8 protein-coding genes are annotated in these 20,392 nt (G+C 68.3%); 1 reads left to right on the top strand and 7 read right to left on the bottom strand.

Translation table 11 applies throughout. The annotated features are described in order from the left end of the window. Window positions 1-371: 371 nt before the first annotated feature. Window positions 372-1,433, bottom strand: a complete 1,062-nt coding sequence (locus ABZT74_RS06725; protein WP_356175823.1) for a LuxR C-terminal-related transcriptional regulator — start codon at window positions 1,431-1,433, stop codon at window positions 372-374. 98 nt (window positions 1,434-1,531) lie between these two features. On the opposite strand from ABZT74_RS06725, the gene ABZT74_RS06730 reads away from it, so the two are divergent. After that, window positions 1,532-1,720: a hypothetical protein gene (locus tag ABZT74_RS06730; protein WP_355869613.1), complete on the top strand. Its 189-nt coding sequence runs from the start codon at window positions 1,532-1,534 to the stop codon at window positions 1,718-1,720. Between the two features lie 103 nt (window positions 1,721-1,823). Here ABZT74_RS06730 and ABZT74_RS06735 read toward each other — a convergent pair whose 3' ends face one another. From ABZT74_RS06735 to ABZT74_RS06760, 6 genes are all read right to left on the bottom strand, one after another. After that, complete coding sequence (locus tag ABZT74_RS06735; protein ID WP_356433634.1) at window positions 1,824-2,570, bottom strand: aspartyl/asparaginyl beta-hydroxylase domain-containing protein; 747 nt, start codon at window positions 2,568-2,570, stop codon at window positions 1,824-1,826. Window positions 2,571-2,733: 163 nt separating this feature from the next. Beyond that, entirely contained in the window at window positions 2,734-4,029 is a 1,296-nt protein-coding gene (locus tag ABZT74_RS06740) for a cation:proton antiporter (RefSeq protein ID WP_355869619.1), read from the bottom strand. A 75-nt stretch (window positions 4,030-4,104) separates the two neighbouring features. After that, window positions 4,105-16,257, bottom strand: a complete 12,153-nt coding sequence (locus ABZT74_RS06745) for an amino acid adenylation domain-containing protein (protein ID WP_356433635.1) — start codon at window positions 16,255-16,257, stop codon at window positions 4,105-4,107. Between the two features lie 259 nt (window positions 16,258-16,516). Beyond that, window positions 16,517-17,605, bottom strand: coding sequence for a hypothetical protein (locus ABZT74_RS06750; RefSeq protein ID WP_356433636.1), 1,089 nt, complete (start codon window positions 17,603-17,605; stop codon window positions 16,517-16,519). A gap of 63 nt (window positions 17,606-17,668) precedes the next feature. Continuing rightward, complete coding sequence (locus ABZT74_RS06755) at window positions 17,669-18,910, bottom strand: cytochrome P450 (RefSeq protein WP_356178482.1); 1,242 nt, start codon at window positions 18,908-18,910, stop codon at window positions 17,669-17,671. 29 nt (window positions 18,911-18,939) lie between these two features. Further along, window positions 18,940-20,265: a PLP-dependent aminotransferase family protein gene (locus ABZT74_RS06760; RefSeq protein WP_356433637.1), complete on the bottom strand. Its 1,326-nt coding sequence runs from the start codon at window positions 20,263-20,265 to the stop codon at window positions 18,940-18,942. Window positions 20,266-20,392 lie beyond the last annotated feature (127 nt).

The raw sequence follows: 20,392 nt of genomic DNA on the forward strand, positions 1-20,392 counted from the left end.
CGTCCGCGTGTGGACGCCTCACGGGCCGGTGGCGGTGGTGCCGCGCCCGGGGAGGTGTCGAATGTCCCGCGCGGCGCGGAGGCGGAGGGCGCCGTCGGGGCGGGGACGCCTCGCACCCCGTACCGGGCATGAAACGGGACCAGGCCCTTCCGGCGGCCAACTCGCCCCGCGTGAACGCCCCGACGCCAAGACGGCCACCGCCCGTCCTGTCGGAACCGGGGTCCTTGCGGCGCTTCCGGGCCGGGCGGGCTCCCGCCGTGGACGCCTCGCCACCGGCTCGGGGCCGCTCCGGAAGAACGGGGTGCGGGCGGCCCGTGTCCGGTCCGACGCGGTCGGCGCCCGGCCGCAGAACGTCCGCTCCGGCGAGGGTCTCAGGTCCCGCCCGCCGCCGCCGAAGCCGGACCGGAGGACTGCACGCGGGCGAGGTAGCCGGCCTGGAAGCGGCTGGCCGCGCCGAGTTGCTCCATGATCTCGGCGATGTGCTTGCGACAGGTGCGCAGCGACATCCCCAGCCGCCGGGCCACCATCTCGTCCTTCATGCCCTCGGCCAGCAGCCGCACGATGGCCTGCTTCACCTCGTCCCGCGCCGAACTCTCCGTCCACGCCGGGTGGTAGGGCTCGGCCAGCGACCAGGCGTGATCGAAGGTCGCGCACAGGTAGGAGACGGTGGACGGCTCCTGGATGACGATGGCCGCGTCCAGGTCGTCCTGGTGCGGGATGAACACCGTCTCCGCGTCGAAGGCGACCATACGGCCGAACAGTTCGCTCAGCGTCCTGATCTCGGCGCCCTCGTCGGTCATCCGCCGCGCGTACTCCTGGGTGGGCAGGTGGTAGCGGGCCGTGTGCTGGTACAACGTGCGCATCCGCACGCCGCGCCGCAGCATGTCGCGGTCCTGCACGAACGCCTGCTCCAGCAACGCGGGGGAGCGGCCGCCGCCGGGATGGCACGTGCGGACCTCCTGACGGCACCGCATGGTCGCCTCGGTGATCATCCCCACGACGGTCTTCAGATCGGTGACCTCGGTCAGCGGCGCCCGTCCCCGCCACTGCCGCCGGCCCTCCGCGTAGAAGGGCGCCAGGACGGACAGTTCGGCCCGCAGCCGGTCGATCTCGGCGAGCTGCCGGCGCAGCCCGGCCTCCCGCGGCGCGACCAGCGCGGCGAGCGCCTCGTCCGGCGCCACCGCGACCAACTCCTCGGGGTTCCCCGGAAGGTGGCGCAGCAGCAACAATTCGGTCAGCGTCGTCACCGCCGACGCCGCGCTGGTCTCCGGCAACCCCAGAGTCGCGCCCAGCGTCCTCGCGTCGCACGAGCCCTGGTCGCTCACCCACCGGAACACCCGGACGGCGTCCTCGGACAACTGCTCCTCGCGGGACGCCCACCCGGCCGCCGTACGCGTGCCCGGTATCTCGCCGTCCTCCCCGATGCCGCCCACCCAACCCCCTCATCAGCCAGACGACCCCAACAGCCCCTGTCATGTCCATTGTTCAGATCTGCGATGGATTTTCCCAGACCCTCTCGTAAGGAATCGCCGTGAAGCGGAACAAAACCGCATTCGTCCTGTTCCTCGAACGCCTGGCCCTCCTCGGCGGCCGGGCACGCGCCCGCCGGCGCCGGGCCGGGGGCCAGGGAGTCACGGCCCGCGAGGTCCTCGACCAACCGCCGCGGCCCGTGCGGGACAGCGACGGCGACGCGCCGACCGTCCCCACACCGCACTGGTGACCGGCCGGCGGCAACGAAGCCCCGGCAGAGGCCCGCCCCGCCGTGCCGCGAAAAGGGCCGCCCGGCCCACGACCGGACAGCCCTCCTCGGGATCCTCGGCGGCCTAGCCCATCAGCTTGCGGATCTCGGTGATGAGACCGACGAGGGCCTCACGCTCGGGGACGGTCGTCTCCGGGTGCCACAGGTCCACGAGGAGACACGTGCGCGGCCTGTCGCCGTTGTTCCACGCCTCGTGCACGAAGGAGTAGTCGAAGAGCAGGCACTCGCCCTCCTGCCAGCGTCGCGTCTCGTCAGCGACCGTGATGCCGCACCCCTCGGGGATGTCGACCGCGAGGTGCAGATTGATGCTGAAGTTCCACAGGTCGCAGTGCGGGGCGATCGAGGCACCGGGAAGCAGCGTCGAGAAGTGGCTCTCCAGGAGGGGGCAGAGCTTGCCCTGCTCGATGACCTCGCGGGTGAGGACGGAGTACGCGGTGGGCACCAGCGCGGCCGAGGACTCGACCGGCCCGCCGTCGCGGAAGAGGTACAGCGCCTGCCAGTTCTCCTGCCGGCTCAGATAGTGCTCGTAGTCGGAGAAGGCGCTCTTGCGATCGGACCACACGTCCGCGAGTTCCCGCTTGATGGCGCCGTGTCCGGCTTCGAAGGCGCGCACGACCGGCTCGATCTCGGGGTGCTCGTAGGGATCGTGCCAGGGCGTCCGGGATATCCCGGGCATGATCCACTTGGCGTCCTTCTGCAGCGCATGGCGCTCCTGCCGCTTGGCGTACACCATCTCCTCGACGCGTGTGATGGAAGCGGCTCCGTGCCGGTCCTTCACGTCCTGGAAGATCTGATCTATCTCGGGTGTCATGTCTCGCTCTCTCTGGCCAGGCACGCCTGCTCGGCGTGCGCGTGCGGAGTGGGAAGGTGCGCGGGCGACGAAGGCCGGATCGCGGTGCGCGGGCCGAGTGCTCCGGAAGGCGACGGAAGCGCCGATGCCGCGCTCCCCGCCGACCCGTCCGTCACCGTGACGGTCATTTGGCCACGACTTCTCGTTGCCTCACGGGAGCTGCCCGCTGCTGGGCGGCAAGGCGGTCGATCAGGGTGAGTCCGGGCGCCGTCAGCACGGTGGTGACTAGCGTCATCACCACCAGCATGGCGAACACGGTGGGGGTGATGATCTTGAGGTCCAGCCCGACGCCGAGCACCACGAGCTCGGTCAGCCCCCGGCAGTTCATCAGCGTGCCGAGGGAGAGCGACTCCTGCCAGCCGAGCCCGGTCAGCCGGGCCGCACCCGTGCTCCCCGCCCCTTTGGTGACGGTCGCGACGGCGACGATGAGGGCGCACCAGCCCCACAGGGCGGGGTCCGCGCCGATCAGCCGGAAGTCGGTCTGCAGTCCGGAGTAGGCGAAGAACAGCGGCAGCAGAAGCACCACGGTGATGCCTCGCACCTGTTCCACGGCTGCGGTCTGTACCGCACCGCGCGGAACGACGACACCGAACAGGAAGGCCCCGAAGATCGGGTGGATGCCGATCCAGTCCGTGGCGAACGATGCCAGCAGGATCCCTGAGAGGAGCACGAGCAGGAGTGCCGATCCGCCACCCAGCCGATCCGCGTGACGCTCGGCCAGCCGGGCCAGCAAAGGACGTAGTCCGTACAGCATCACGGAGATGAACACGGCGGTCAGGGCGACAGTGGTGAGCACCGAGGTCCAGGAGGTGCCCCGTCCCAGCGCTGTCGCCAGGGCGAGCAGACACCAGGCGGTGATGTCGTCGACCGCCGCGCACGTGAGGGCGAGCGCGCCTACCGGGGTGTGGTCGATCTTCCGGTCCGTGAGAATCCGTGCGAGCACCGGGAACGCGGTGATGCTCATGGACACGGCGATGAAGAGCGCGAACGCCGGGAACCCGACACCGCGGTCGGCGAACCGCCCGTACATCACGAAGGCGAGGAGCACCCCGCCGATCATGGGCGCGGCCACGCTCGCATGGCTGACCAAGGCCGCGACTCTGCCGCGACCACGGACGTGGCCCACGTTCAGCTCGTAGCCGACCAGGAACATGAAGAGGGCCAGGCCGACCTGAGCCAAAGCGTCGATCACAGGCAGCAACTCCCGCGGAAAGAGCCACTGTTGCCCTGAGGGCCAGACGGCGCCGAGCAGCGAGGGGCCAAGAGCTGTACCGGTCAGGATCTCGCCGATCACCGGAGGCTGCCCCAGCCGCCGGCAGACACGGCCCGCGACATGGCAGCAGGCCATGATCAGGGCAAGCACCAGGAAGAGATGGGACATTCGAGATACGGCCGGCAGGCCGAGAGCGAGCTCAGTCATCGGCGAAACACCAGTTCTCTGAGTTGATGAATGTGTCGGCACACCGCAGGCGGATCCGCGTCCGCCTGCGATGACCTACCGACCGCCCATGCCCTGCCATATTTCGGCCAGCGAGTCGGGGCGAGCCATTTCCGCATGACTGCAGGCGATGCGCTCGATGTCGAGTCGGCCCGATATGTGCGGGGCCCACACCGTCGCGGAGGACGCGTCGGCGGGCCTTTCATGGTCCGCCTCGTAGAACTGGACATCCCCGTCGAATTCTCCGGGAACGTGCTCCGTCATGATCCGGTGATTGTTCCTGTAGATCGCGGCGATTTCCGCGAGATGCCGCTCGGCGAGCTCGGTGAACATGCTGCGGTCCCGGCGCAGTGCCGCCACGATCCCTGTCATCGTGAGTGGCTCCTCGCCGTGCTCGGCCCGCACCCCGAAGAATTCGGCGAGGCCCGCCGCCACTTCCTCCTCCGTGATCGGGAGCGGCGTCCCGGTCCCGTGTGCGGGGTAGGCGTCCAGCAGTGCGAGGGTCTCCACCTGCTCGCCCTGTGCCCGCAGTTGGACGGACATCTCGTGGGCGACGACCCCGCCGAAGGACCAGCCCATCAGGTGGTACGGACCGGACTCCTGTACAGCGCGGATCTGCCGGACGTAGTCGGCAGCCATCTCCCGTATCGAGTCCGGGAGGGCGTCCTTGCCGTCAAGTCCTCGCGCCTGGAGGGCATAGACGGAGTGTTCCGGGGAGGCGATCCCGGCCAAGGGCGCATAGCACCAGCCGATGCCGCTCACCGGGTGGACGCAGAAGACCGCCGAGCTGCCTCCGTGGTCCTTGATGGGCAGGAGTACGTCGAACTCCTCTCCGTCCGAGGACCGGCCCAGCTGTTCAGCGAGCGTGGCAACGGTGGGCGCCGCGAAGACAGCTCGAATGGCGAGCCCGTCGCCGAGGACGTCACGGATGCGGCTGATCAGCTGAACCGCCAGCAGGGAGTGGCCGCCCAACTCGAAGAAGTTGTCGTCGATTCCGACCGAGGGCACACCCAGGATTTCGGCGAACAGTCCGCACAGGATCTCCTCCCGTGGGTTCCGCGGGCCGCGCCCGGCCGCGTCCGCCTCGAACAGGGGCGCCGGCAGGGCCCGCCGGTTCAGTTTGCCGTTGGCGGTCAGCGGCAGCTGGTCGAGCACCATGAAGGCGGAGGGGACCATGTATTCGGGCAGTTGACGGGCCGCGTGTGCCCGCAGCGCCTCGGTGTCCAGGGTGTCGCCTCCGGCCTCGGCGACCACATAGGCCACGAGGCGTTTGTCGCCCGGCTGGTCCTCCCGGGCGATGACCGCGGCCTGCGACACCCCCGGGGCGCGGCCCGACACCGCTTCGATCTCGCCGAGTTCGATGCGGAAGCCGCGGATCTTGACCTGGTCGTCGACCCGGCCCACGAACTCCAGCATCCCTTCATGGGACCAGCGGGCCAGGTCGCCGGTGCGGTACATGCGGCTGCCGTACGGGCCGAAGGGATCGGCCACGAACCGCTCCGCCGTCAGATCCGGGCGCCCGAAGTAGCCGCGGGCCAAACCCGCACCCGCGATGTACAGCTCCCCGGCGACCCCCGCCGGGACCGGCCGCAGATTGCCGTCCAGGACGTAGGTCTGCGTGTTGCGCAGCGGGCGCCCGATCGACGGCGCTTCGGTGATGGGGGCGTCCGTGGACCAGACCGTGGCGTACACCGTCGCCTCGGTCGGGCCGTAGACGTTGTAGACGCGGCCGGCCCGGAGTCGGTCCTTGACCTCGGCGGCGGCCTGGGCAGTCAGCGCCTCACCGCAGAACACCACGGTTTCCGCCGTGGCGCGCACGTCGCCCTGGGACACGATCCGGGAGAGCGCGGACGGAACCCCACTCACCAGGACCGGTGAACGGTCGTCGGCGTTCCGGTCGCCGAGGGCCAGCGGATCACGAAGCACCTCGATGCGACCGCCGGTCAGCAACGGGCCGAACATCTCGAACACGGAGACGTCGAAGTTGAGTGACGTGCTGAACAGGACGTGGGCCAGGCGCCGTTCACCGAATTCCTCACGGGCCCAGGCGACCAGGTTGGCCACGTTGGTGTGGGTGACGACTACGCCCTTGGGACGGCCGGTGGAGCCCGAGGTGTAGATGATGTACGCCGGGTGCAGCGGCCGCAGGGGACTGATCCGGTCACGGTCGGTCGGATCGGTGGCAGGCCGCCGTTCCAGGGTGGCGACGACCTCGGGAGAGTCCAGGACCAGGCGCGGAGTCCGGGAGCTGTCCGGGAGCATCCGCTCGGTCTCCTCGACGGTGAGCACGAGCGCGGGATCGGCATGCCCCAGCATGTAGGCGATCCGGTCCGCCGGGTACGTGGGGTCGACCGGCATATAGGCGGCGCCGGCCTTGAGTACGGCGAGCAGCGCCACCATGGTCTGCGCGGTGCGCGGCAGAGCGAGAGCGACGAACTGCTCGGGGCCGACCCCGTGCGCGATCAGGTGGTGTGCCAGTCGGTTGGCCCGCTCGTTCAGCTCGCCGTAGCTCAGGTCGGCGTCCGAGGCCAGGACTGCCGGGTGCTCTGGAGTCAGGGCCACCTGCGACTGGAAGAGCGAGGGAAGCGTCGCATCGGTCAGCTCGGCCCCGGTGTCGTTCCACGTCCCCAGGATCTGCCGTTGCTCCCGAGCGGAAAGGATCTCGACCCGGCCGAGCGGCCCGTCCGGATCCGCGACCGCCGCTTCCATCACTCGCACCAGCCGGGTCACGAGGGCTTCGACGCTCTCCTCGTCGAACAGGTCCGTGCTGTAGTGCAGCAGGCCGCCGATTCCGGCCGGGCGGCTGTCGATCCCGTACTGCTCGGTGAAGTTGAAGCCCAGGTCGAACCTGCTGACCTCGAACGGCACGGACTCCTGAGTCACGGTCAGACCGGGCAGACTCAGCGCGTCGCCGCCGGTGGCGTCCACCCCGAAGATGACCTGGAACAGGGGGTGGCGGGCCAGCGAGCGCTGCGGGTTGATCGCCTCCACCAGGCGTTCGAACGGGACGTCCTGGTGGGAGTAGGCGGCGAGGTCGGTCTGCCGGGTCCGGGCGAGGAGTTCGCGGAACGTGGGGTTTCCGGAGGTGTCGTTCCGTAGGACGAGGGTGTTGACGAAGAAGCCGACGAGGTCGTCCAGGGCTTCGTCGGTGCGTCCTGCGACGGGGGTTCCGAGGGGGATGTCCGAGCCCGCGCCCAGCCGGGTCAGCAGGGTGGCGAGAGCGGCCTGGAGCACCATGAACAGCGTGGTGTTCGTCTCCTGGGCGAGGCTGTGGAGTGCTCGGTGCAGCTCGGCGTCGATCCTGATCGGGACGGTGTCGCCGCGGTAGTCGGTCACCTTCGGCCGGGGGCGGTCGAAGGGCAGCTCGAGCTGGTCCGGGATGCCGTCCAAGGCACCTGTCCAGAAGGCCAGTTGCTCGCTCACCAGCGAAGCGGGATCCTCCTCCGCGCCGAGGAGGTCGTGCAGCCACAGCGTGTAGTCGGCGTACTGCACCGGGAGCGCCGACCACGTCGGCGCGCAGCCCCGGAGCCGCGCGCGGAACGCGGTCTCCACGTCACGTCCGAGTGGCCCCATCGACGCGCCGTCGCTCGCGATGTGATGCACGAGCAGCAGCAGGACGTGCTCGTCGGGGCCGACGGTGAACAGCGTCGTCCGCAGCGGAAGTTCAGCGGACAGGTCGAACGCGTACTGCCCCGCGTCACGCAACGCCTTGTCCAACTCGACTGCCGGACAAGCGATTCGGTGCAGCTCTACGTCGACGGCGTCCGTTCCCAGCACGACCTGGGCCGAGCTTCCGTCGATCTCCTGAAAGACGGTCCGCAGGCTCTCGTGCCGTACCACCACGTCGTTCAAAGCCTGTTCGAGGGCGTCCGCGTCCAGGTCCCCGGTGATCCGGAACGCCACCGGGACGTTGTACGTGGCATTCGCGCCCTCCAGCTTGTTCAGGAACCACAACCGGTTCTGCGCCGGCGACAACGGGATTCGTGTCGGGCGCTCCGTCGCGGTCAACGCGGACCTGGCTGAACCCGCTTCCGCGATCTGGGCGCTGAGGGTGGCGATGGTGGGGGTTTCGAAGAGGGCGGGTACTGGGAGTTCGACGTTGAGGGTGGTTCGTATGCGGCTGATGAGTCGGGAGGCGAGGAGGGAGTGCCCGCCGAGGGTGAAGAAGTTGTCGTCGATGCTGATGGTGGGCACGCCCAGGACTTCGGCGAACAGTCCGCACAGGATCTCTTCCCGTGGGTTTCGCGGGCCGCGTCCGGTTCCGGCAGCGGGCAGGTCGGGGGCGGGCAGGGCGCGGTGGTCGACCTTGGCGTTGGTGGTCAGCGGGAGCCGGTCGAGCACCATGAACGCGGAGGGGACCATGTATTCAGGCAGTAGACCGGCCGCGTGTGTGCGCAGGGCCTCGATGTCCACCCCGTCCCTGTGGTTCGGCTCGGCGACCACGTAACCCACCAGGCGCTTGTCGCCCGGCTGGTCCTCGCGGGCGACGACCGCGACCTGCGCCAGACCGGGGAAGCGGCCCAGCACGGCTTCGATTTCGCCGAGTTCGATGCGGAAGCCGCGGATCTTGACCTGGTCGTCGGCTCGGCCGACGAACTCGAGGAGGCCTTCGGGGGACCAGCGGGCGAGGTCGCCGGTGCGGTACATGCGGCTGCCGGCGGGGCCGAAGGGGTCGGCCACGAAGCGTTCCGCCGTCAGATCCGGCCGCCCGAAGTAGCCGCGGGCCAGCCCTGCTCCCGCCAGGTGGAGTTCGCCGGCCACGCGTGCCGGGGCCAATGCCAGGGTCTCGTCGAGGATGTAGGCGCGCATGCCGTCGAGCGGACGCCCGACCGGTATCGGCGCCGGCACCGTATCGGCCGTGGTCCAGGGGGCCTGGGAGGCGAACAGGGTGGTCTCGGTGGGGCCGTAGGCGCAGCGCACGATGGTGTCGGGGCAGTGTTCCAGCACTCGTTGTACTGCGGTGGGGGAGATGAGGTCACCGCCGGTGATCACCTCGCGGACGCCCGCGAAGCAGGCGGGGTCTTCTTCGGCCATCAGCCGGAACAGGCCTGCTGTGATGTCCAGGCCGGTGATCTCTTCCTCGGCGATCAGGCGTGCCAGTTCGGCGACGCCGAGGTCACCGTTCGGGGTGATGACGGTGCGTCCGCCGTGCAGCAGGGGCACCCAGAAGGCGTACGTTGAGGGGTCGAAGGCGTACGAGGCCAGCAGCAGTACCCGTTCATGGGCGCCCGCGCCGAACATGCCGTCCACGACGAGGTCGAGGATGTCGCGGTGGGTGACGGCCACGCCCTTGGGGCGTCCTGTCGAGCCGGATGTGTACATCACATAGGCGAGTTGCTCGGGCCGGCTCTCCACGCCAGGGTCACCGACCGGCAGCCCGGCCAGCTCGGGATCCTCGTCGACCACCACGACCACCGGAGCAGCCGGCACGCCACGACCACGCATGGCCAGGTCGGTCAGGAGAACCGGAGTGGAGGTCTCGTCGACGATCCACTGCATCCGCTCCAGCGGATAGCCACTGTGCAGGGGCAGGTAGAACGCCCCCGCCTTGAGCACCCCTAGCAGCGCGACGACCAGGTCGACCGAGCGTTCCATGAGCACCGCGACCGGCGCCTCCGGACCCACTCCCAGACCCACCAGCCGGTGGGCCAGCTGATTCGAGCGCTCGTCCAACTCCCGGTACGACAGCTCCCGTCCGGCACACCGCACCGCCACCGCATCCGGAGACCGCAGTGCCTGAGCCGCGAAGGCAGCCGGCACCGAACCAGCCTCAAGTCCCTCACCGGACTCCACACCGGCCGACAACTCCAGCAACCGCACTCGCTCGTCCGCCTCGATCACGTCGATTCGGCTGATCACCTGCGCGGGATCTGCGACCACAGACTCCAGGACGCGTACGAGGCGGGTGAACAGACGCTCTACGGTCTCCCGGTCAAACAGCTCAGCGGCGTAGGTGACATACGCGCTCACCGGCCCGGGAAGACCTTGATCGGTGGACTTCATGAGGAAGTTCAGCGACAGGTCGAATTTCGCCGTCTGCTGCTCCCGCACGATCTCCTGGACTGACAGACCGGGCAGCTCCAGTGCGTCGTCGTCCCCGGTCCGGAGATTGAGCAGGACCTGGAACAGGGGGTGACGGGCGAGTGAGCGCTGAGGGTTGACCGCCTCGACCAGCCGCTCGAACGGCACGTCCTGGTGGGAGTAGGCGGCCAGGTCGGTCTCCCGTACCTGCTCCAGCAGTTCCAGGAACGTCGGATTCCCCGATGTGTCCGTCCGCAGGACCAGGGTGTTGACGAAGAAGCCGACGAGGTCGTCGAGTGCTTCGTCGGCACGGCCCGCGACCGGGGTTCCGATCGGGATGTCCGTCCCCGCACCCATCTTCGTCAGCGCCACCGCCAGTGCCGCCTGCGCCACCATGAACGTGGTGGCGCCCGTCGAATGTGCCAGATCGGCCATCCCGCGGTGCACTTCGGCGTCCAGCTCGAAGAAGACCGAGTCGCCGCGATAGCTGGCCACCTTCGGCCGGGAGCGGTCGAAGGGCAGCCCGAGTTCGTCCGGCAGGCCCTCCAAAGCCGCTGTCCAGAAGGCCAGTTGCTCACTCACCAGGGAGTCGGGGTCTTCGTCCGCGCCGAGAAGCTCGCGCTGCCACAACGTGTAGTCCGCGTACTGCACCGGCAACGCCGGCCACGACGGCTCCAGGCCCTGGAGCCGGGCCCGGAACGCGATCTCCAGATCACGCCCCAGCGGCCCCATCGAGGCGCCATCACTCGCGATGTGGTGCATGAGCAGCAGCAACACCTGCGCATCGGGTTCGACGCCGAACAGCGTCGCCCGCAGCGGAAATTCGGCCGACAGGTCGAACACGTACTGACCGGCTTCCCGCAGTACCACGTCCAACTCGTCCGCGGCACAGTCGACCCGATGCAGCTTCACGCAGGCGGCATCCTTGTCCAGGACAACCTGGATTGGATCCCCGTCCACCTCCTGGAACACCGTCCGCAGACTCTCGTGCCGTGCCACGACGTCGTTCAACGCCTCTTCGAGTACATCGGCGTTCAGCTCTCCGACGATCCGGAACGCCGCCGGAACGTTGTAGGTGGTACTCGCCTCTTCGAGCTTGTCGAGGAACCACAGCCGGTTCTGTGCGGGTGACAGCGGGATCCGCTCCGGACGTGCCATCGCCGTCAACGCGGGCCTGGCCGCGCCCGCTTCCGCGACCCGTCCGGCGAGGGTGGCGACCGTGGGGGCCTCGAAGACGTTCCGCACCACGAGCTCGGCCCCCAGGACCGAGCGGATGCGGCCGGCCAGGCGGGTGGCGAGGAGGGAGTGGCCGCCGAGCGCGAAGAAGTCGTCGTCGATGCCGACCGCGGGCACGCCCAGAATCTCGGCGAACAGACCGCACAGGATCTCCTCCTGCGCGGTCCGCGGACCGCGCCCGCCCACCGCCGCCTCGTACACGGGCGCCGGCAGAGCCCGCCGGTCCAGCTTGCCGTTCGTGGTCAACGGCAGACGGTCCAGCACCACGAACGCCGAGGGAACCATGAACTCCGGCAGCAGACCACCCACATGAGCACGCAGGGCGTCCGCGTCCACTCCCTCGCTCCCGGCTTCGGCGACCACATAGGCCACCAGACGTTTGTCACCCGGCCGCTCCTCCCGCACCACGACCGCAACCTCCGCCAGGCCCGGGAAACGGCCCAGCACCGACTCGATCCCACCCAGCTCGACCCGCAGCCCGCGGATCTTCACCTGGTCGTCGACCCGGCCCACGAACTCCAGCTGGCCGTCCGCCCGCCACCGCACCACGTCGCCGCTGCGGTACACCCGTGCCCGAGGATCGTCCGAGAACGGGTGCCTGATGAACCGCTCCTCGGTGAGCTCCGGACGATTCCAGTAGCCCCGGGCCAGTCCAGGGCCGCCGACCCACAGCTCGCCAGGTACGCCGGGGGGCACCAGAACACCGTTCTCGTCCATGACGAACACCTCTGTGTTCGCCACCGGCCTGCCGATGGGGATCTGCCCGGTTCGGGGCGTGTTCCGGTCCACCCTGTAGCACGTGGTGAAGACCGTCGCCTCGCTGGGCCCGTACCCGTGGATGAGCCGCTCGGGTGCCCATGGCCCGTCCACCAGCGCGTCCACCGCCGGCCGGTCGATCGCCTCCCCGCCGTAGAAGACGGAGGTGACCCCGGCGAGAAGGTCGGGGCAGTCCTGCAGGTGCTGGCGCAGAAGGGGGGCCGTCAGCCACATCATGGTCACCTTGTGGCGACGGAGAGCGGCCTTGAGCGTGGCGGCGTCGAGGAGGACCTCCTTGTCCATCACCGCCATGGCGGCTCCCGACGTCAGCGCGGGCCAGCATTCGAAGGTGAACGCGTCCCAGGAGAAGCTGGAGGGCTGGGCCACGACATCGCCCGGCCCGAGGCCGGCGAACAGGTCGCTGTCGACGATCCGGCAGAGCGAACGGTGTTCGATCATGACACCCTTGGGGGTGCCGGTGGAGCCGGAGGTGAAGATGACGTGTGCCAGGCTCTCGGGGCCGACCGGCACGCCGGGGTCCGTGTCCGGCCGGGTGGCGATCTCGTGCCAGTCCCGGTCCATCAGCAGTCGCTCGGCGGATGTGTCCCCCAGTCGATCCTGGAGGCGGGCCTGGGTGACGACCAGCGGAGCATCGACGTCCGTGACCATGAACTCCAGCTGATGTACCGGGAATTCATGGTTGAGCGGCACATAGACAGCACCTGCCTTCAGCACGCCCAGGACGGCGACGACCGCGTCGAAACCCCGTTCCACACAGATCGGAACCAATTGCTCCGGGCGCACCCCCCGGGCGACCAGGTGATGGGCGAGCTGGTTCGCCCGTGCGTCAAGCTGGCCGTAGGTCAGCTCTTCCGTGCCGCAGAGCACCGCCGGCGCGTCCGGCGTCCGGACCGCCTGCTCCTGGACCATCCGATGCAGGGTGGTGTTGTCGGCGTAGGGCACCACCGTGTCGTTGCACTCGACGACGAGCTGTCGACGCTCCTCGGGGGAGAGGAGGTCGATGCGGCTCAGAGAGAGGCCCGGATCCACCGCGACCGCGGCGAGCAGCCTCGCGAAACAAGCCGCGATCCGCTGTGCGGTGTCCGCGGTGAACAGATCGAGGGCATAACCCAGCCGCCCGCTGATCCCGTCGGGGACGCCATCTCCCGCGTGCTGCTCGAAGAGCTCAAGGGTGAGATCGAACTTGGCGACCTCCGTGTCACCCAGACGCACGTCAGCGGTCAGACCCGGAAGGTCCAACCCGACCGACGAGTTGTTCTGCATGGCCAGCAGCACCTGGAAAAGAGGGTTCTGAGCGGTGGAGCGCACCGGGTTGAGTTCATTCACCAAGTCCTCGAAGGGGACGTCCTGGTGGGCGAAAGCCTCCAGGGCCACCTCGCGTACCCGAGCCAGCAGTTGCTCGAAGGAGGGGTCGCCCGTCGTGTCGGTCCGGATCACCAGGGTGTTCACGAAGAATCCGACCAGGTCACCGATCGCCTCATCGGTCCGGTTGGCGACCGGGGTACCGACCGGAATGTCGTCCCCCGCGCCCAGCCGGGAGAGCAGCGCGGTGAAGGCCGCCTGCACCACCATGAACAGACTGGCCTGATGGGCACGGCTCAGACCGATCAGGCGTCGGTGCACTTCGGCGTCCAGCTCGAAGAACACTGTGTCGCCGCGATGGCTGGCCACCTTCGGCCGGGAGTGGTCGAACGGCAGCTCGAGCTGGTCAGGGATGCCCGCCAACGCCGCTGTCCAGTAGGCCAGTTGCTCACTCACCACTGAGTCGGGGTCGTCCTTCGTGCCGAGGAGCTCACGCTGCCACAGCGTGTAGTCCGCGTACTGCACCGGCAACGCCGACCACGACGGCCCCGCCCCCGCGTACCGGGCCGCATAGGCAACGCCGATATCGCGGGTCAACGGAGCCAGCGACCATCCGTCGGACGCGATGTGATGCGTCAGCAGGAACAGGACATGCTCGGTCTCCGACAAGGCGAACAGACGGAAGCGCACGGGCGGGTTCACCGCCAGATGGAAACGCTCCCCGGCAAGGGCCGAGATCTCCTTGGGCAAGGCAGCCTCGTCGGTCTCCACCAGCTCGAAGTCCCGCATCGCCCGGACGGCCGGCAGGATCTGCTGGAACGGCACGCCCTGGGCATCCTCGGGAAAGACGGTGCGCAGGCTCTCGTGCCGGTCCACCACGTCCTCGAGCGCTGCCCGCAGCGCGGCCCGGTCCAGTGGCCCCGAAAGACGCACGACGAGGGGAAGGTTGTAGGTGGCACTCGTCTCTTCGAGCTGGTCGAGGAACCACAGCCGGTTCTGTGCGGGTGACAGCGGGATCCGCTCCGGACGTGCCATCGCCGTCAACGCGGGCCTGGCCGCGCCCGCTTCCGCGACCCGCTCGGCGAGGACGGCGACCGTGGGGGCCTCGAACAGGGTCCGCACCACGAGTTCGGCCCCCAGGACCGAACGGATGCGACTGGCGAGCCGGGTGGCGAGGAGGGAGTGGCCGCCGAGGGCGAAGAAGTCGTCGTCGATGCCGACCGCGGGCACGCCCAGGACCTCGGCGAAGAGCCCGCACAGGATCTCCTCCCGCGGCGTCCGCGGACCGCGTCCGACTCCGGCGGTCATCGGCACGGCGGGGGCGGGAAGGGCTCGCCGGTCCAGTTTGCCGTTGGTGGTCAGCGGCAGCTGGTCGAGCACCATGAACGCGGTGGGGACCGTGTATTCCGGCAGCAGACCTGCCGCATGCGCACGCAGGGCCTCGACATCCACTCCGCCATCGCGGCTCGGGTCGGCGACCACGTAGGCCACCAGGCGTTTGTCGCCCGGCTGGTTCTCCCGGGCGATGACCGCGACCTGCGACACCCCCAGGGCGCGGCTCAACACCGTCTCGATCTCGCCGAGTTCGATGCGAAAGCCCCGGATCTTGACCTGGTCGTCGGCCCGGCCCACGAACTCCAGCACGCCCTCGACCGAGCAGCGGGCCAGGTCGCCGGTGCGGTACATGCGGCTGCCGGCCGGGCCGAAGGGATCGACCACGAACCGCTCCGCCGTCAGATCCGGCCGCCCGAAGTAGCCGCGGGCCAACCCCGCACCCGCCAGATACAGTTCCCCGGCCACACCTGCCGGGACCGGCGCCAGAGTCTCATCGAGAACATAGGCACGCATATCGTCCAGCGGGCGCCCGATCGGCAGTGGGGCAGGCAACTCGCAGCCGTCCGTCCACGGATGCTGCGTCGCGTACAACGTGGTCTCGGTGGGACCGTACGCGCTGCGCACGACGATGTCCGGGCAGTGCTCCAGCACGCGGCGCACCGCGGTGGGGGAGACCACGTCACCACCCGTGATCACCTCACGCGCACCCGCGAAGCACCCCGGATCCTCCTCCGCCATCACCTGGAACAGACCTGCGGAGACATCGAGGGCGGTGATCGCCTCCTCGGTGATCAGCCGCGCCAGCGTCGCCACACTCAGATCACCTTCCGGGGTGATGACCGTCCGCGCACCGTTCAGCAGTGGCACCCACAAGCCGTAGATCGAGGGATCGAAGGCGTACGGAATGACCATCAAGACCCGCTCGTGCGCGCCCGGCTCGAACATGCTGTCCACGACCAGGTCGAGGATGTCGCGGTGGGTGACAGCCACCCCCTTGGGACGCCCGGTCGAGCCCGATGTGTACATCACGTAGGCGAGCTGCTCGGGCCGTATCTCCACACCCGGGTCACCGACCGGCAGCCCGGCCAGCTCGGGATCCTCGTCGACCGCCACGACCACCGGGGCGGCAGGCGCGCCGCGGTCACGCATCCCCCGGTCCGTCAGCAGTACCGGCGTGGACGTCTCGTCGACGATCCACTGCATCCGCTCCAGCGGAAACGCGGCGTGCAGCGGCAGGTAGAACGCCCCCGCCTTCATCACCGCGAGCAGCGCGACCACCAGGTCCACCGACCGCTCCATCAGCACCGCGACCGGCGCCTCCCGGCCCACCCCCAGCCTCAGCAGCCGGTGCGCCAGCTGATTCGACCGCTCGTCCAACTCCCGGTACGACAGCTCCCGTCCGGCACACCGCACCGCCACCGCATCCGGGGACCGCAGCGCCTGAGCCGTGAAAGCCGCCGGCACCGATTCGCCGACCGGCGCCGCGTGCGACGCGAACAGCGCATCCTCAACAGAATCAACAGCATCTGCAGTACGCATTGCCAATTACTCTCTTTCGGTGTTGAGATCGCACGAATTCGCGGCTACTCGGCAGTGGGAGAACCCGGCAGCACAGATCAGCACGGAGGGGGGCACTTCAATGCGCGCGAAAGCGCGCGGCAGGATGAGACCAATTCTTCGGTATCCACTGGAGGCCGGTGAGCCTGGGATGCAAGGCGCTCGACAACGTCGGTTCCTCGGCCGGAGCCGGACTCGGCGCCCGACACTCGCCCCCGAAGACCTCGTCGAGGCCGGCGAGTTACACCGCTGGCAGATCCGGTGTGGCGGCACCCACTCGCCGGTCGCGGAACCGCTGGAGAACCTCCACCGCGGGAACCGTGGAACCCGGCGTGCGCAGACTCGATTCGCGATCGCCGCCGAACCTGGAACAGACCGAGATGTGTGCGTCGTAGGCGGTCGACATCGCATCGAGCAGCAGCCTGTAGGACTTGTCGACGGCGGGAGCGGGCGATGCGACCAGCGGCTTGACCCGATGGAGCAACTTGAGGAGTATCCGGTGATCGCGCAACTGGAGACCGCTGAACTTGGCATTGATATGCGGCGGCATCATCGCAGGACGTACCGAATCCGTGTAATGCGTGCGCGTGAAGTCACCGGCATACCGCAGCGATGCGCCGGACCCGATCATCAGTGCCGTGGCGTCCTCGAGCAGCCGGCAGGCGCTGTCGACATCATCCGGATCGTCCCTGAGGCAGTCCTCGAGGCAGCCCACCGACACGATCAGCGCCTGGATGAGCGCGAAGAACACCTGATGGCCGAGACGCCAGCGAATCAGGGGACCGCCCTTCACGTCGCCGCTTCGCGTGTCCGTGCCCTGCGTGTGCACGCAAGCCGCGCTCTCGAACGGCGTGCCGGCCACTCCGATACGCCACACCATGTGGAACGTGGTCCAGAACGCCTCACGCAGTTCGGCTCGTTCGCCGCTGCTGAGGCTTATCCCCTCCGACAGGGCGTCGTCGAGCTGGCTGCGGAGGGCTTCGAGCATGGTGTAGACGAACGTCTCCACCGACTCCCCGGTGACCCGGATAGCGCCGAAGAACAGGTCGTGCTCCTCGTAGAGGTCCTCCGGCAGGGTCTTGCGCTCCGCCTCGGTGTACTTGCTGGGAGTGGCCGGCGAGGCCAGGCAGGCCAGCGCGGCATCGACCGCGGCCAGCGCGCGTCGGTCGGAATCCTGCGGCGCTATGTCGATGACGGTCCGGAGAGCGTCCGCGGTGCGCTGGTTCATCATGCCGGTGATGGCGCTTTGTGAGGCGGGAAGCTGCTCCGCCTTCAACAGGTGGAGGGGTGGGACATCCGCATATTGAGCCTGTATTTCGACCTCAATCACGTCGCGAACTCCTTCGAGTCGAACTGCATATGAGTGATCCGGAACGCCTGGAAAGGAAGCCCACTATTCCGCGGCGGATCGGCTGGGAATGAGGGAGATCGGCAGGCTGCTGTATCCGCGGAGGAACGTCGAGTAGAGCGCCTTGGGGTCACCCATGAGCTCGATCCGGTCCACCGTGCTGATGAGGGTCTTCAGCACGGCGGCGATTTCGGCCCGCCCGAGGTACGACCCGAAGCAGAAGTGAGGCCCGAAACCGAAGCCCAGGTGCTTGTTGGGAGTCCTTGCCAGGTCGAAACTGGCCGGGTCCGAGAAGACGCTTTCGTCGCGGTTCGCGGAGGTGTTCCAGAGAATGACGTGGTCGCCCTCGCGGATGGTCCGGCCGCCGATGGTGACGTCGGCCGTCGCGGTACGGCCGATGTGCATGGCCGGCGTCGTCCAGCGCACGATCTCCTCGACCGCCCCGGCTATCGGAACGCGGCCTTCCTTCAACGCCAGCCACTGGTCGGGGTGCTGGGAGAAGGCGAGCAGGGCGCCGACCATGGCCAGGCGACTGGTGTGATCTCCCGCGAGGATGAACCCGTAGCAGTTGACGACCACTTCGTCGTCGGTCATCGGCTCACCGTTGATCCGGCAGGTGGCCATCGCGCTGATCAAGTCGTCCTGGGGATCCTCGCGGCGGGCCTCGATGATCTCCTGCGAATAGTTGAGGAGTTCGTTGCGGGAGAGCCAGACGTCCTCCTCGGTCTGCCCCTCGTCGTCCGCGCTGACCGCGTCCCGGCTCAGATCGAGCACGTACTTGTGATCCGCGGACGGAAAGCCCAGCAGGTCGCAGATCGTCCCCATGGGGATCACCTCCGCGACCTCCTTGGCGAAGTCGAAGGTCCCCGTACCGACGGCGTGGCCGAGGATCTGGTCGACCCGCTGCTGCAGCTTGTCCGTCACCCCTCTGCGGATCCGGGGGCTGAACGCCTTCAGCAGGATCGTCCGCATGGCGTTGTGGCGCGGCGCGTCGGTGAGCGCCAGGATCATGCCGGCCGCCGGATCCCCACCGGGCTTGTGCAGCGAGGACATCATGTTCCCGGCCCGCGAGCTGAATCGCTCGGCGTCCTGCAGAACGGCCATGACGTCCGCGTGGCGGGACACCACCCAGAACTCGGACCCGCGGTCCGTGGGCGGGTGCAGATACACGGGCTGCTCGGCCCGAACACGCCGCCAGAAGTCTTCCATGTCGGTCTGCAGGAAGGTGTTCGGATCGGTGAGGTCCACCCTGTTGAGATCGTCGGCGAATATGCCTTTGTTCGGCATGGAAATCCCCTGGCCTTCAGAGTAGTTGACTACTGTGTAGATATTTCCTTGCCGGAAAGATCGGCGATCAGCATCGCCAGTCGATCCAGTCCCGCTTCGATCTCGTCGGGCGATACCACGCTCACCGACAGGCGTAGCTGATTCTCGCCGCCACGACCGTCGTAGAAATGACTCATGGGTGTCCACAGGACGCCGTACTTACTGGCCCCGTATTCCAGTGCCGTGTCGTCGGCGACGAACGGAACAGTGACGACGACGAAGAACCCGCCGCCGGGTGTATTCCATGAGACCTGATGATTCTGGCCTCGGGGGAACCGTCGGCTCATCCCCTCCAGCAGCAGCCGCAGATTTCGGCTGTAGAGCTGAATCTCCCTGGTATTCGCCCTGACCAGGCTGCAGTCGTGCTCCAGCAGCTTGCCTCCCGCAATGGCCTGGGCCAGGGGTGAGGTATTGACGGTGAGCATGCTTTTGATCTTGGACAGCTCGTCCGCGAACAACGTGGCGCTTCCGTCCGGGCCGGCCACGCGCTGATCCGCGACCACATAGCCGATCCTGGCTCCGGGAAAGCAGGTCTTGGCGAGCGAGCCGAGATAGACGACCCGCCGCGAAGTGTCGAGGGCCTTGAGCGTGGGCAGGCGCTGACCGTCCTCGGCCTGGAACAAACCGTAGGGATTGTCCTCGAGGAGCAGCAGATCGTGCTCCGCCGCGATGGCGAGCAGTTTCCGCCTGGCCTCCAGGTCGAGACTCGCGCCGGAGGGATTGGCGAAGTCCGGGACGAGATAGAAGGCCCGTGGCCGCTTGCCCGCAGCGCGAGCCGCCTCGATCTGCTCGACCAGGTGGTCGAGGTCGATGCCGTCCTCGTTCTCCCGCACCGGCCAGAGGGGCATGTCCACCAGCCTGGCCGCACCGGCCAGTCCGACGTAGCCCGGCGAAACCGTCAGTACGACGTCACGGTCGTCGACGCGAAGTGCCCGCAGCACCAGGAACATGGCCTCCTGGCAGCCCACCGTGACGACGATCGACTCCGGGTCGACGTCGATTCCCTCGTCACAGCCGAGATTCCGGGCGAGCAACTCGTGAATGATGCCCTTGGTCCGACCGTACTGAAAGAGGGTGCGACGTACGAGATCCGCGTTCGCGCCCCTCTCGGCCATCAGGTAGTCGCAGAAGGCCTTCAGATATCGAGGAAGATCGTCGACGTCGAAAAAGTCCTCACTGGGCCGGCCGGCAGCGAGCGAAATGGCCTCCGGGAAACGGCCGGCCACTTCGTTCAGGAAGTTCATGGAGGCGAGCGCCGGATCCTGGAGCGCTGCATGCAGTCGATCCGTGCTCAGGTCGGCGGTCAGGAGTTCCACTCCACTCTCGTTCATGAAACCTCGCTTGCCTAAGAGGGACGGCGGCGCTGTGGCTACTTCGAGGCGCCTTGGGGTGTTGCGGTGGTGGTGGTTTCTTCTGTGGTTTCGGTGGGTGGGGTGTCGTTTG

The sequence above is a fragment of the Streptomyces sp. NPDC005302 genome (assembly GCF_040607345.1).
GTDB lineage: Bacteria > Actinomycetota > Actinomycetes > Streptomycetales > Streptomycetaceae > Streptomyces.